The sequence below is a fragment of the Spiribacter sp. 1M189 genome, from assembly GCF_040838345.1.
Lineage (GTDB): Bacteria > Pseudomonadota > Gammaproteobacteria > Nitrococcales > Nitrococcaceae > Spiribacter > Spiribacter insolitus.
In genome coordinates this window covers 1,721,269-1,734,676 of record NZ_JBAKFF010000001.1, presented here as the reverse complement: position 1 = coordinate 1,734,676, position 13,408 = coordinate 1,721,269, and the positions used below count along the sequence as shown (strand labels likewise).

The window sequence follows — 13,408 nt, the reverse complement described above, 5'->3', positions numbered from 1 at the left end:
GGCAGAATGTCGCTTCGTCCGATTGGTTCAGCCCAGCGCGCCAAGCAGCGGATTGGCGAACATCAGAAGCGCCGCGAAGGCCACGCCGATGATGGACAGGGCGTCGAGCAGACCAGCGACGATGAACATGCGGACCTGAAGCACACCGGCCACCTCGGGCTGGCGGGCAATGCCCTCGAGAAACTTGCCGCCCAGCATGCCGAAGCCAATGCTGGTGCCGACGGCCGCGAAGGCGAAGATCAGTCCGATGGTGATGGCGGTAAACGCCTGGACCTGGGCGATAGCTTCCATGGTTCCTCCAATCAGGGGTCGTTTAAGGGTTGATTACGCTCGATCGGTCGGCTTCAGGTCGGCCGATCAGTGTTCCTCGTAGGCCAGGCTCAGATACACGATCGTGAGCACCATGAATATGAATGCCTGCAGGGGGATCACCAGAATATGGAAGACCGCCCAGGCAACACCTGGCATCCACTGTGCCCAGATCGGCAGCAGTGCGATAAGAATGAAAATGATCTCGGCGGCGTAGAGATTACCGAATAGCCGCATGCCAAGGGAGATCGGCTTGGCGATCAACTCGACGATGTTAAGCAGAAAATTGGCCGGCCAGAGAAGGGGATGGGCGCCGAACGGGTGGCAGAACAGTTCCTTGCCGAAACCCTTCGCGCCCTTGCCTTTGATGCTGTAGATGATGATCAGGATCATCACACTGAAGGACAGGCCGAACGTCGCGTTCATGTCCGCGGACGGCAGAATGCGCACGTACTCTACGCCGAACAGCTTCATGATCTCCGGGAAGAGATCCACCGGAATGAGATCCATCAGGTTCCAGAGCAGCACCCAGACGAAGATGGTCAACGCCAGCGGGGCAACGAAACCCTTGGGACCATGGAAGCTCTCACTGACCTGATTGTCGATGAATTCAACACAGGTTTCTATGAAGGTTTGGATGCCACTTGGCGCGTCCGTGCTGGCCTTGCGGGCGACAGAGTAGAAAACGCCGAAGAAAATCAGACCCAGCACCCAGGAGACGACCAGCGTGTCGATGTGGAACGTCCAAAAGCCATCGCCCACCGCAAGATGCTCGAGGTGATGCGTGACGTATTCCGTGGCTGAACCGCTTGCCATATCCGTTTCTGTCCCGTGCTGTCCGCGTTCAGTCGATGTCGCCCAACAACACCAGGCCATAGGCAGCCAGGGTCAGGGCCAGCGTGATCACCAGTGCGCCCGCTTCCTCCCGGAAGGCATAGACGGCCGCAAATATCAGCACCGTCCCGAGCAGCAGCTTCATCATCTGGGCGCGGTAAAAGGCCCCCAGTATGGCTCTGGGTTCGCTCTCTGCCGCACTTCTGAGCGACCAGCGCATTGCGACGTAGAACGTCATGAATACGCTGATGCCTGCTCCGGCCATTGCTGCGAGGCCTGCCTGAACCCCGTTCGTCAATGTCCAGATTCCGGCTGCAATCAACCCGATGGCCGCCTGCAGCCAGATCACCCGCCTAGCGACCCGTATCAGCGTCATAATGCCGGGGCAGGTGTCCGCAAAATTGCGCGGAGTATAATGAACTCAGGCATAAGCTTCAATGGATATGCTCAAGAATGCCATCCAGCTCATCGAGACTGTTGTAGCGGATCACGAGCCGACCCTTGCCCCGCTGCCCATGCTCGATGCGGACATTCGCCCCGAGACGGTCGCCCAGATCCGCCTGAAGCCGCTGGATGTTGGGGTCCACCGCCGGCTCTTCGGCCACTCCACCGCCCCCCTCAAGCATCTGCCGCACCAGCGCTTCGGTCTGCCGTACGGTGAGCCCGCGGGCGACAACTCGGGCGGCTGCCTCTGCCTGCGCTGCCGATTTCAGCGCCAGCAGCGCCCGGGCATGGCCCATTTCCAGTTCACCATTGGCGATATGGGTTTTCACTGCCGGTGCCAGATCGAGCAGACGCAGCAGGTTTGACACACCGACCCGGGATCGGCCGACCGCATCGGCGATGGCCTGATGAGTCATGCCGAATTCCTCAGTCAGGCGCTTCAGCGCGCTGGCCTCCTCGAGGGGATTAAGATCTTCCCGCTGAATGTTCTCGATCAGGGCGACCGCCACCGCCATCTCATCGGGGATGTCGCGGACAATAGCGGGGATCTGCTCGAGCTCCGCCAGCTGCGCCGCCCTCCAGCGACGCTCACCGGCGACGATTTCATAACGCTCGCCGCCTGGCAGCGGTCGCACAACGATGGGTTGGACCACCCCCTGTGAGCGGATCGAGCGCGCCAGCTCCTGAAGCGCTGCCGGATCGAATTCCCGTCGCGGCTGATAGCGACCGCTCTCGAGCTGCTCCAGCGGTAGGTCGCGCAGCGCGTCGGCGGTCGCCTCGGATACGCCGCCAGCCGCCTCGCCGAGCAGGGCATCGAGACCGCGCCCCAGCCCTCTGCGTCGATTGCTCATCTCACCCCTCCTGCACTGGCCGGCGCCGCCTGCTGCCGGCGCAGCAACTCAGATGCCAGTGCGAGATAGGCCACGGCACCCCGTGATGCCCGATCATACTGCAGAACCGGCAGCCCGTGACTGGGCGCTTCGGCAAGACGCACATTGCGGGGAATCTGGGTTCGGTAAACCTGACCCGGAAAGTGGGCCAGAAGCTGTGCGCCAACCTGGTTGGAGAGATTGTTGCGTCCGTCAAACATGGTGCGCACCAGTCCCTCGATCTCGAGGGAGGGGTTCACGGTCTGCTGGACCCGGTGAATCGTGTTGAGCAACGCGGTCAGGCCCTCCAGCGCGTAGTACTCGCACTGGATCGGGATGAGCACCTGATCCGCCGCTACGAAGGCATTGATGGTCAGCAGGTTCAGTGACGGGGGACAGTCGATGAGGATGTGATCATATTCGGCCCGCACAGAGGATAAGGCCTGCTGCAGACGCTTTTCGCGGCCTTCGCCTGCCTCCATGAGACCGACTTCGGCAGCGGTCAGATCCCCATTGGCCGGTAATACATCGAACCCACCGCCGGTTCGGCAATGCCGGACCGCCTCGGGCGCCGCCTCGCCCATGAGCAATTCGTAATTGCTCGCCCCGACGTCATCCTTGTCGATCCCTGCGCCCACGGTGGCATTGCCCTGTGGATCAAGGTCGACCAGGAGGACACGGCGACCGTTACTGACCAGCGACGCGGCAAGATTCACACAGGTAGTGGTCTTGCCGACTCCTCCCTTTTGGTTGGCGACGGCCAGTGTCTGGGTCATAGGATCATCCTGTGGCAGGTTTCTGCGCTCTCATGATGAGCAAATGTCGCTCTGCATCAAGTCCCGGAACGACAAGCGGTTGCCACTGGCATGATACGCCGGCTTGCGCGAGTGCCGCCAATTCCTCAGTTTCCCGCCGGCCTTTCATGGCCAGGGCCTCGCCCCCTGGCGCCAGCAGCCGGGCGACGCCATGCCAGAAACCCGCGGCATCCGTGAATGCGCGGCAGATTATCGCCTCAAAGGGCTCGGTCGCCGTGAACGACTCCAGGCGCCCGGGCGCGATCACGACATTGTCCAGACCGAGCTCGAGGCAGGCCTGGCGGATGAACCGCACCTTTTTGCCATTCGTCTCCAACAGGGTAACGAATCGATCCGGTTGCGCGAGGGCGATGGGAATACCCGGCAGGCCAGGGCCGGTGCCGACATCCAGCAGTGCGCCCGGCGGCAGCCATGGCAATACGGAAAGGCTGTCGAGCAGATGGCGCGAGACCATCTCCGCGGGATCACGAACCGCCGAGAGATTGTAGACCCGGTTCCAGCGGGCCAGCAGGTCGCGGTAGGCCAGCAGCGCCGGGGCAATGGCATCATCCATGCCCATCGCCGCCATCCCGCGGCGCAGTTCAACTTCGCCGGTCCGCTCGGCGCCGCTCACTCAGGCGCTCCAGCGGGCATCACCCCGGCGCAGGTGGACCAAAAGCAGTGATACGGCGGCCGGGGTCATTCCCGGGATGCGGGCCGCCTGTCCCAGGGTCGCCGGGCGATGGCTGGAGAGCTTTTCGCTGACTTCCGCCGACAGGCCCGCGACAGCCCGGTAATCCATATCAACCGGCAGCCGGAGATCCTCATGACGCGCCTGTTTCTCGACCTGGTCGGCCTGCCGCTTGAGGTAGCCGGCGTACCGGGCACCGATCTCCACCTGCTGGCGCACCGCCGGTTCGGCAACACCCGGGCCCGCCCCCGGCAGCGTCATGAGCGCCCCGTAGTCGACCTCAGGGCGCTTTAACAGGGTCATGAGGGTCTGCTCGCGGCGCAGGGGCTTGCCGAAAATGCCGGCGCCCCGGTCCGCACCCAGATCGTCGGGACGAACCAGCGTCTTCTCCAATCGCCGGCTCTCGGCATCGATCGCGTCGCGGTAGGCCTCGAAGGCACGCCACTCGAAATCGCCGATGAGGCCGTATTCATGAGCCACCGGCATCAGTCGCAGGTCGGCATTATCCTCGCGCAGCTGCAGCCGGTACTCGGCCCGCGAGGTAAACATGCGGTAGGGCTCGCTGGTGCCCCGGGTGGTCAGATCATCCACCAGCACGCCCAGATAGGCCTCATGCCGCTGCGGCACCCATGGCTCGATACCGCGGACCCGCGCCACGGCATTGATGCCCGCGAGCAACCCCTGGGCACCCGCCTCTTCATAGCCGGTCGTACCGTTGATCTGCCCGGCGAGGAACAGACCCGGCAGGTGCAGGCTCTCCAGGCCGGGATGCAGATCGCGGGGGTCGAGGTAGTCGTACTCAATGGCGTAACCCGGCCGCGTCACATGGGCTTTCTCCAGGCCGCCGATGCTACGCACCATGGCGATCTGAACGTCGAAGGGCAGACTCGTGGAAATACCGTTGGGATAGACCTCATGTGTGTCCAGCCCCTCCGGCTCCAGGAAGATCTGATGACCTTCACGCTCACTGAACCGGACCACCTTGTCCTCGATGGAGGGGCAGTAGCGCGGCCCCACTCCATCGATCTCGCCGCTGTACATCGGTGAGCGATCCAGCGCTCCGCGAATGATGTCGTGACTGGTCGGGTTGGTATAGGTGACATGACAGGCGACCTGTCGCGGATGTTCGTCGCCGCGGCTCCAGCGGGAGAAGTAGGGGGCCGGATCATCGCCCGGCTGCGCATCCAGGCGCGAAAAATCGATGCTGCTGGCATCAATGCGTGGCGGGGTGCCGGTTTTCAGACGCCCCACCCGCAGCGGCAGTTCGCGAAGGCGCTGCGCGAGGGCGATGGAGGGGGCATCCCCCGCCCGGCCTCCGCTGCGATTGTGATCACCGACGTGAATCCGCCCACCGAGAAAAGTGCCCACGGTCAGGACCACCGCCGCTGCGTGGAGCCTCAGGCCCATGCCGGTGACCACGCCGCGGACCTCGTCCTGTTCCACGATCAGGTCCTGCACGGTGTCCTGGAAAAGCTGCAACAGCGGCGTCTGGTCGAGAATGCTGCGCACGGCCTGACGATAGAGCGAGCGATCGGCCTGGGCACGGGTTGCGCGCACCGCGGGGCCCTTGCGCTGGTTGAGCACGCGGAACTGGATCCCGGCGCGGTCGATGGCGCGGCCCATGACACCGCCCATGGCGTCGATCTCCCGCACCAGATGGCCTTTGCCGATGCCGCCGATGGCCGGATTGCAGCTCATCTGGCCGATGGTATCCAGGCTCTGCGTCAGCAATAGCGTCCGAGCCCCCATGCGGGCCGCTGCATGGGCCGCTTCGGTACCGGCGTGGCCGCCGCCGACCACAATGACATCATGCGTTTGATCCAGGTCCATGATTCCAACAGATAGTGATTGTCAGATTGGCGATGATATCGTCCTCGGCTCCCGGGCCAAAATCGGATGGTTCAGTCATGATCCGCGCTTTCAGCTGCGTTGACGGGTTGCTTGTCCCGGCGCCGGCCGCATCCTTCGAACAGGCCATCTGGCTCGACGTCCATAATCCTGACGACCAGGACCGGGCGATTGTCGAGGCGCTCATGCCCAGTCACGTGCCCGCCCGCGAGGAAGTCGAGCAGATAGAGCCCTCGACACGCTGCTTTATCGATGACGCGGGGATTCACATGCGCTCGCTCTACATGGAGCAGCGATCCGGAGAATCCGCGCGCCGGATGACCTCGGTGGCCTGCATCGTCGGCATGGAGCGAGTCGTGACCATTCGCTACGACGCCATTACGGAAATCGATCGCCTGCAGCAGCAGGCCGCGGACCGCCAGATTGCCATCGCCTCGACCACCGATCTCGCGGTCCTGCTGTTCGAGGAGAAGGTGGAGACACACGCCGATCTGGTCGAGGCCATGCACTGCGAGGTCGCGGCGTTGCGGACCGAGATCCACGAATCGGACATAAAAACCTGGGATGACGTACTGCGCCGTCTCGGCAGGCTCGACGACGAGAACGGGAGAATGCGGCTGTGCATGCTGGATACCAGCCTGAGCCTGGCCTTTCTTCAGCGGCATCGAGGGGAGCAGGTCGAGCAACAGACGGCCCTGCATGGTATCCAGCAGGACGTCGATGCACTGGCCTCGCATATCGCCTATCAATCGGAGAGCATCCAGTTTCTCATGGACTCCACCCGGGGTTTCATCGGTGTGCGGCAGAATCAGATCAACAAGGGATTCTCGATCGCGGCGGTGATGTTTCTACCGCCGACGCTGATCGCGGGGATTTACGGCATGAACTTCCGCTTCATGCCCGGTCTGGACTGGCCATTGGGCTACCCGCTGGCGATCGCCGCGATGGTGGCCGCCGGGATCGGGCCACTCTGGTTTTTCCGTCGCCGGGGCTGGCTCTGACCGCATCGGAAGCGCCAAGGCTGGCGAACCTATTTACCAATACAAAAGGTGGAGAAAATCCGCCCCAGCAGATCCTCGGTGGTCACGGTACCGGTAATCTCGCCCAGATGTTGCTGGGCCTGACGCAGCGACTCCGCTACGAGTTCCTCGCCCAGCTCATCAGCGGCCGCCGCGTGGGCCTCGGCCAGCGCAGCGCCCGCCTGGTCCAGTGACTGCAGATGCCGGCGCCGGGCGATGAAAACGGCCTCGCTGTCCGACACATCAAGACGCCCTCGAAGATGATCGCGAAGCGTGTCCATGCCGGCGCCGGTCAGGGCCGAGACCGCGACCGCCTCACCCGCGAGACCGGCCGGGCGCTGCGTGAGATCGATCTTGTTGATCACGCGGGTCATCGGAATGCCTGGGGGCAGCTCCCGCTCAATCGATGCCACGCCGCTCTGATCATCGGCATCACCGCCGGCTGCGTCCTCGACCACCAGCAGAATGCGGTCGGCGGCGGCCATGGCCTGCCGCGCCCGCCGGACTCCCTCCTGCTCGACCACGTCACCCCCCTCACGCAGGCCAGCGGTATCCAGAACGCGGAGCGGCATTCCATCGATATGCAGATGAGCGTCGAGCACGTCGCGGGTTGTCCCGGCAAGTTCGGTGACGATGGCGGCATCGCGTCCGGCAAGGGCATTGAGCAGGCTCGACTTGCCCGCATTGGGTCGGCCGGCGATGACCACCGTCAATCCCTCCTGGAGCTGCTGGCCCTGGGCAGCCCGGCGCCGCGTCTCAGCCAGATCGCCCTCCAGCGCCGTGATCCGATGGGTCACGTCGTCCAGGGCCAGACCGTCCAGTGGCTCCTCGGCGAAGTCGATCCCGGCTTCCAGGTGGACGCGCAGCCCGGTCAACCGCTCGACAAGCTGATCGACGGTACGGGCGAACTCGCCCCGCAGCGATCGAACCGCGGCCCGGGCGGCGGCCTCGCTGCCGGCTTCGATCAGGTCGGCGATGGCCTCGGCGCGGGTCAGATCCATGCGGCCGTTGAGAAAGGCCCGTTGACTGAACTCGCCGGGTTCAGCGAGCCTCGCACCCAGCCCGAGCAGGCGCTGAAGCAGCCGGTCCATGACGATCGGCCCGCCATGCCCCTGCAGCTCGGCGACGTCCTCACCGGTGAACGATCCGGGCCCTGGGAACCAGAGGATCAAGCCTTCGTCGAGAGTCTCACCCTCGGCACCGCGGAAGCGACGCCAGGCAGCCTCACGGGCAGGCGGTAGAGGCCCCGCCACCGCCCGGGCGATCTCCGCGGTCTGCGGTCCCGAGACGCGGATGACCCCGATACCGCCGCGACCCGACGGGGTCGCGACGGCACAGATGGTCGCTTCAGGCATTCGCCTTCTTGTCGCCGGCTTCAATACGCCGGGTGATGATCCACTGCTGCAGGATCGAGAGGCTGTTGTTGGTCACCCAGTAGAGCACCAGACCCGCCGGGAAGAACATGAAGAAAATCGTGAAGATGAAGGGAAGCCCCATCATGATTTTCTGCTGTATCGGATCCATCGGCGCCGGGTTGAGCTTCTGCTGAAGGAACATGGTCGCGCCCATCAGCAACGGCAGCACAAAGAAGGGATCGCGGACCGACAGATCCTGGATCCAGAGTATCCATGGCGCCTGGCGCAGCTCGACACTCTCCAGTAGCACCCAGTAGAGGGCGATGAATACCGGAATCTGGATGAGGATCGGCAGACAGCCGCCAAGCGGATTGACCTTCTCCTTCTTGTAGAGCTGCATGAGCTCCTGGTTCATCTGCTGCTTGTCATCGCCGTAGCGCTCACGGAGCTTCTGCATTTCCGGCTGCAGCTTGCGCATCCGCGCCATGGAGCGATAACTGGTCTCGGAGAGCTTGTAGAAGACCAGCTTGATGCCCAGCGTCAGCAGGATGATCGACCAGCCCCAGTTGCCGACGACGTCGTGAATCCAGCTCAGGGCGATGAAAAGCGGCTTGGAGATGATGGTCAGCCAACCGTAGTCGACCGTCAGATCCAGCCCAGGGGCCACCGCGGCAAGCCTGTCCTGCTCCTTGGGACCGACGAACAGCCGGTTCTCAAAACGCCCGTTCTCGCCCGCGGCCACGGTCTGCCATGGCGAACTCTGGCCAAGGACATACTCGCCATCATCCACCCGGCTGTAATAACGCAGGTTTTCCTCCCGCGGCGGGACCCACGCGGCGAGGAAGTAATGCTGAATCATGGCGAGCCAGCCATCGGTGATATCCCGTGAGAGGTTCTCATCCTCCATGTCACCGAAGCTGATTTTCTCGTACTTCTCCGCGGGGCTGTAGATCACGCCACCGGTATAGCTCGCCGCGCCAAGGAACCCAGGCCCTTCAGTCTGCGGCGTGCGCCGGAGCTGGCTGTACTGGTAGGCCCGCCAGTCGCTGGCGGAGGCGTTGTCCACTTCCTGGACGACCCGGACGACATAGCTGTCCCGCTCGAAGATGTAGCGACGGGTGACCGTGACGCCTGCCGGACTCTGCCAGCGAATCGGGACTTCCAGCACATCCTGACCGGCATCCAGGCTGTATTGCTCCGCCGTCGCCTGCCAACGGGCGTTATGATCCGGCGCCTCACCGCCGTCAGCCACCAGCCCGCTCTGCGCGACAAAGAGGGGATCCGCCGGCCGCAGGAGCCGGAAAAGTGCCGGGTCGTCCTCGGAGACGGTGTACTGACGCAACCGGGCTTCACGGATATTGCCGCCCCGCAGCGGGATGGCGATTTCGAACAAATCAGTCTGTACCTTGACCACCTCGGCGTCCGTGAAGGCGCTGGCGTCCGCGCCACCGCCGGGCTCCCGCGCCGGTGCGCTGGCCTGAGGCGTGGTATCAGTGGCCGGCGCGGTTCCCGTTGCCGGCGGCGTACTCTCCACCGGTGCCTCGGCCGCGGTCTGTGTCGCAGGCGCTGGACCGTAATCCTGCTGCCAGGTCGTCCAGATGAGCAGCATGACCAGAGCCAGGGCGACCAGCAGAAAAAGGCGTTGGTTATCCATCATCGGTGGCGACTCGCGGTTTCGCTCCCCGGTACCGGGTCGAGCCCGCCGGGATGGAGGGGATTACAGCGCAGGATGCGCCGGACGGCGTAATACCCACCCCGGAACGCGCCGTGCCGCTCGACGGCCTCGATGGCGTAGCAAGAGCAGGTGGGGTGAAAACGACAGCACGGCCCGAACAACGGGCTGATGCAATAGCGGTAGGCGCGTAGGAGGGCGATCAGGATGCTTCGCATGAGCGGGATATCCGTTGCCAGAGTCTGTCGAGCGCGGCCGCCAGTTTAGCGTTTTCCGTATGACAGGCGATGGGTCGCACCATGACGACCACATCCACTGCCGGCAGGCCGGGGAGCTGTTGTCGAAACGTCTCTCGAATCAGCCGCTTGAGTCGATTTCTGTCAACCGCCCGGGACGCCGCCCGCCGGGATACGGCCAGCCCCAGTCGAGCGTGTGACACACTGCCATGGCCTGCCAGGATCGTGAAGTAACGATCGGCATGACGCTGCGCATCACCGAATACGGCACGGAATTCCGCCGACCGGGTCAGCCGGGCGGCACGCGGAAAGCCATGGCCGCTCGCTGCCGCCTCAACCAACGCTACGGAGTCAGTCGAGCGCGCCCCTTGGCACGGCGCCGGGCAAGCACCTTGCGGCCATTGCGTGTAGCCATGCGGGCACGGAAGCCGTGGTTGCGCTTGCGCTTGAGCACACTGGGTTGAAACGTCCGCTTCATGACGTAGCCGCCTTATCGATTAGTCAAAGGATAAACAGCCGGAAAGGGTACTGCGGTCGTTATCCAGGTGTCAATTGAGACCAACACTCGCGGATCGGACCGGCTGGTACCCGGTCTGAGCAGGCGATAGACTCGGATGTTGCCTTTGCGGGCTACACTACGCAGCCCGAGCCTGTCCCCGACCTGGAGGAAACGCACCCTTGGCCGAATTACTCTGGAAGGGCTGTCTACAACGCCTGGAGAGGGAAATCCCGGATCAGCAGCTGAATACCTGGATTCGCCCCCTTCAGGCTGAGGAACAGGGTGACCAACTGCGACTCTTCGCACCCAATCGCTTTGTCCTCGATTGGGTGCGCGAACACTTCTCAGAACGCATCGAAGAGCTTCTGGCGAGCCAGCGACCGGATGCGCCACCGAAGCTCGTGCTGGAGATCGGCGTGCATTCCGCCTCGCCGCGCGTGCCGGCCGGCGAGGCGCGGGAGTCCCGGGCGAAGACCAGCGCACCGGCGTCGACTCCGCACAATGCCAATCTCAATCGCGACTTCACCTTCGATACGTTCGTCGAGGGCAAATCCAACCAGCTGGCCCGGGCAGCCAGTCTGCAGGTGGTGGATAACCCGGGTGACGCCTACAACCCGCTTTTCATCTATGGCGGTGTCGGCCTGGGCAAAACGCATCTGATGCATGCCGTTGGTAATGCACTGCTTGCGTCGCGGCCGAATGCGCGGGTGCTCTACCTCCACTCGGAGCGCTTCGTCGCCGATATGATCAAGGCGTTGCAACACAACGCCATCAACGAGTTCAAGCGTCACTACCGCGGCGTGGACGCCCTGCTCATCGATGATATTCAGTTCTTCGCCGGCAAGGAGCGCTCCCAGGAGGAGTTCTTTCACACCTTCAATGCGCTCCTCGAAGGCCACCAGCAGGTGGTCATGAGCTGTGATCGTTATCCCAAAGAGATCAATGGGCTGGAGGAGCGGCTGAAATCCCGCTTCGGCTGGGGACTGACCATCGCCATCGAACCGCCGGAGCTCGAGACACGCGTGGCGATTCTCTTAAGTAAGGCCGATCAGGCGGGGATCGACATGCCGCCCGAGGTGGCCTTCTTCATCGCCAAGCGCATACGCTCAAACATCCGGGAACTCGAGGGCGCACTGCGCCGGGTGATGGCCAATGCCCATTTTACGGGTGCCGAGATCACCGTGGATTTCGCCAAGGCCGCCCTGAGGGACCTGCTGGCCCTGCAGGACAAGCTGGTGACCACCGAGAATATCCAGAAGACGGTTGCCGAGTACTACAAGGTGCGCGTCTCCGATCTGCTTTCAAAGCGGCGCAGCCGATCCATCGCGCGCCCCCGTCAGATGGCAATGGCGCTCGCGAAGGAGCTCACCAGCCACAGCCTCCCGGAGATCGGTGATGCGTTTGGTGGACGCGACCACACCACGGTGCTCCACGCCTGCCGTAAAGTGCGGGAACTCCGTGAGTCAGACGCCCGCTTCGACGAGGACTATCACAACCTGTCCAGAACCCTGTCATCATGATGTGGATAACCGGTGGGCAAGAGAAGGCCGTGATTTCGTCCACAGGTTGTCCAGTCTCCGTCCTCGGCGAAAGCAACACTCGTCAACAGGATACAAGTTAAAGAAAATCTTTTTAAGACAGTGGCTTGAATAAGTTATCCAGCGATCTGGGGCGCCCTTGTCACTACAACTGTCTTTAATACACACTCTAGTAATAAGAGAACAACGGGACGGGCCATGGAATTCGAAATCGAACGGGATGCACTACTCCGCCCACTGCAGGCAGTGATCGGTGTGGTCGAAAGACGGCAGACCCTGCCGATTCTGGCCAATATCCTCATTGAGAAGACCGCCGACCGCGTCTCGTTGACGGCAACGGATCTCGAGGTAGAGCTGAAAACGGAACGACTGCTTGAGGGTGGTCAACCCGGTCGAATCACGGTTCCTGCCCGTAAGCTGATGGATATCGTCCGCAATCTGCCGGAGGATGCGGCCGTTCATCTGGCCCAGGAGCAGGAGCGAATCGTCGTCAAGGCCGGGCCCAGTCGATTTTCGCTGGCGACTCTGCCGGCCGATGACTTTCCTACCGCGGATGACGTTGAGGCATCGCACCGGGTCACACTGCCGCAGTCTCAGGTGCGTTGGCTGATCGAGAAAACACACTTCGCAATGGCGCTGCAGGACGTCCGTTACTACCTCAATGGCCTGCTTCTGGAACTGGAACCCCGGCACTTGCGCGCCGTCGCGACGGATGGGCATCGTCTCGCGCTGGCAGAACTGGCTCCCGAGCTCGATCTTGAGGAGGCAACACAGGTCATTGTGCCGCGTAAGGGAGTCCAGGAGATGCTGCGGCTTCTGGACGATAGCGAAGATGAAGTGGAAGTCGTCCTCGGGACAGGGCATGTGCAGGTTGCGCTGCCGGATATCCGTTTCACCTCCAAACTGATCGATGGCCGCTTCCCTGACTATCAGCGAGTGATCCCGGACGAGGAGGGCCCTTGTGCAGTGGTTGATCGCGAAACCCTGCGCAAGGCGCTGGTGCGTGCTTCCATCCTCTCGAACGAGAAGTATCGCGGGGTCCGCTTTGCCTTCGAAGCCAATCAGCTGCGGATTCAGTCGAATAATCCGGAGCAGGAGGAGGCCCAGGAGGAAGTCCCTGCGAGCTTCAGTGGTGAGCCCACGGAAATCGGTTTTAATGCGAGCTACATGCTGGATGCGTTGGGGGCGATTGATGAGCCGACCGTGCATCTTCATGTACGCGATGCCAACAGCAGTGCGCTGCTATTGGGTGAAAAGAACCGGGATGCCCGCTATGTTGTTATGCCCATGCGGCTCTAGG

At 62.9% G+C, this 13,408-nt stretch carries 15 protein-coding genes; 3 read left to right on the top strand and 12 right to left on the bottom strand.

Going from position 1 to position 13,408, the window contains the following annotated elements:
- Positions 1 to 27: 27 nt before the first annotated feature.
- From atpE to mnmG, 7 genes are all read right to left on the bottom strand, one after another.
- Complete coding sequence (gene atpE, locus V6X30_RS08725; RefSeq protein ID WP_367967692.1) at positions 28 to 291, bottom strand: F0F1 ATP synthase subunit C; 264 nt, start codon at positions 289 to 291, stop codon at positions 28 to 30.
- Between the two features lie 66 nt (positions 292 to 357).
- On the bottom strand, positions 358 to 1,125 hold the full coding sequence (gene atpB, locus V6X30_RS08720) for a F0F1 ATP synthase subunit A (RefSeq protein WP_367984235.1): 768 nt from the start codon (positions 1,123 to 1,125) through the stop codon (positions 358 to 360).
- A 28-nt stretch (positions 1,126 to 1,153) separates the two neighbouring features.
- The gene (locus V6X30_RS08715) at positions 1,154 to 1,492 is read right to left on the bottom strand and encodes an ATP synthase subunit I (protein WP_367984234.1); all 339 of its coding nucleotides are present in this window, start codon (positions 1,490 to 1,492) and stop codon (positions 1,154 to 1,156) included.
- 85 nt (positions 1,493 to 1,577) lie between these two features.
- Positions 1,578 to 2,438 (bottom strand): ParB/RepB/Spo0J family partition protein, encoded by an 861-nt coding sequence (locus V6X30_RS08710; protein ID WP_367984233.1) that lies wholly within the window; start codon positions 2,436 to 2,438, stop codon positions 1,578 to 1,580.
- Positions 2,435 to 3,232 carry a ParA family protein gene (locus tag V6X30_RS08705; protein ID WP_367984232.1) on the bottom strand — a complete coding sequence of 266 codons (798 nt, stop codon included), beginning with the start codon at positions 3,230 to 3,232 and terminating at the stop codon, positions 2,435 to 2,437. The genes V6X30_RS08710 and V6X30_RS08705 overlap by 4 nt, the downstream gene beginning before the upstream one ends.
- Before the next feature lie 4 nt (positions 3,233 to 3,236).
- Entirely contained in the window at positions 3,237 to 3,884 is a 648-nt protein-coding gene (gene rsmG / locus V6X30_RS08700; RefSeq protein ID WP_367984231.1) for a 16S rRNA (guanine(527)-N(7))-methyltransferase RsmG, read from the bottom strand.
- Positions 3,885 to 5,771: a tRNA uridine-5-carboxymethylaminomethyl(34) synthesis enzyme MnmG gene (gene mnmG, locus V6X30_RS08695; protein WP_367984229.1), complete on the bottom strand. Its 1,887-nt coding sequence runs from the start codon at positions 5,769 to 5,771 to the stop codon at positions 3,885 to 3,887.
- A 77-nt stretch (positions 5,772 to 5,848) separates the two neighbouring features.
- Here mnmG and V6X30_RS08690 point away from each other — a divergent pair, with 77 nt between their 5' ends.
- On the top strand, positions 5,849 to 6,790 hold the full coding sequence (locus V6X30_RS08690) for a CorA family divalent cation transporter (protein WP_367984228.1): 942 nt from the start codon (positions 5,849 to 5,851) through the stop codon (positions 6,788 to 6,790).
- A 29-nt stretch (positions 6,791 to 6,819) separates the two neighbouring features.
- On the opposite strand, the gene mnmE is transcribed toward V6X30_RS08690, so the two are convergent.
- The 5 genes from mnmE to rpmH are packed head-to-tail and all read right to left on the bottom strand — an operon-like array spanning position 6,820 to position 10,549.
- On the bottom strand, positions 6,820 to 8,163 hold the full coding sequence (gene mnmE / locus V6X30_RS08685; protein WP_367984227.1) for a tRNA uridine-5-carboxymethylaminomethyl(34) synthesis GTPase MnmE: 1,344 nt from the start codon (positions 8,161 to 8,163) through the stop codon (positions 6,820 to 6,822).
- On the bottom strand, positions 8,156 to 9,820 hold the full coding sequence (gene yidC / locus V6X30_RS08680) for a membrane protein insertase YidC (protein ID WP_367984226.1): 1,665 nt from the start codon (positions 9,818 to 9,820) through the stop codon (positions 8,156 to 8,158). Before yidC ends, mnmE begins: the two co-directional genes overlap by 8 nt.
- Positions 9,817 to 10,053 (bottom strand): membrane protein insertion efficiency factor YidD, encoded by a 237-nt coding sequence (gene yidD / locus V6X30_RS08675; RefSeq protein ID WP_367984225.1) that lies wholly within the window; start codon positions 10,051 to 10,053, stop codon positions 9,817 to 9,819. Before yidD ends, yidC begins: the two co-directional genes overlap by 4 nt.
- Positions 10,038 to 10,412, bottom strand: a complete 375-nt coding sequence (gene rnpA / locus V6X30_RS08670) for a ribonuclease P protein component (RefSeq protein WP_367984223.1) — start codon at positions 10,410 to 10,412, stop codon at positions 10,038 to 10,040. Before rnpA ends, yidD begins: the two co-directional genes overlap by 16 nt.
- Positions 10,413 to 10,414: 2 nt before the next feature.
- A complete protein-coding gene (rpmH, locus tag V6X30_RS08665; protein ID WP_367967674.1) occupies positions 10,415 to 10,549 on the bottom strand; it encodes a 50S ribosomal protein L34 in 135 nt (44 codons plus the stop codon).
- A gap of 200 nt (positions 10,550 to 10,749) precedes the next feature.
- Between rpmH and dnaA the strand changes: the two genes are divergently transcribed.
- Together dnaA and dnaN are read left to right on the top strand one after the other, a co-directional pair.
- The gene (gene dnaA / locus V6X30_RS08660; RefSeq protein ID WP_367984222.1) at positions 10,750 to 12,090 is read left to right on the top strand and encodes a chromosomal replication initiator protein DnaA; all 1,341 of its coding nucleotides are present in this window, start codon (positions 10,750 to 10,752) and stop codon (positions 12,088 to 12,090) included.
- A gap of 216 nt (positions 12,091 to 12,306) precedes the next feature.
- A complete protein-coding gene (gene dnaN, locus V6X30_RS08655) occupies positions 12,307 to 13,407 on the top strand; it encodes a DNA polymerase III subunit beta (protein ID WP_367984220.1) in 1,101 nt (366 codons plus the stop codon).
- Position 13,408: the final 1 nt, after the last annotated feature.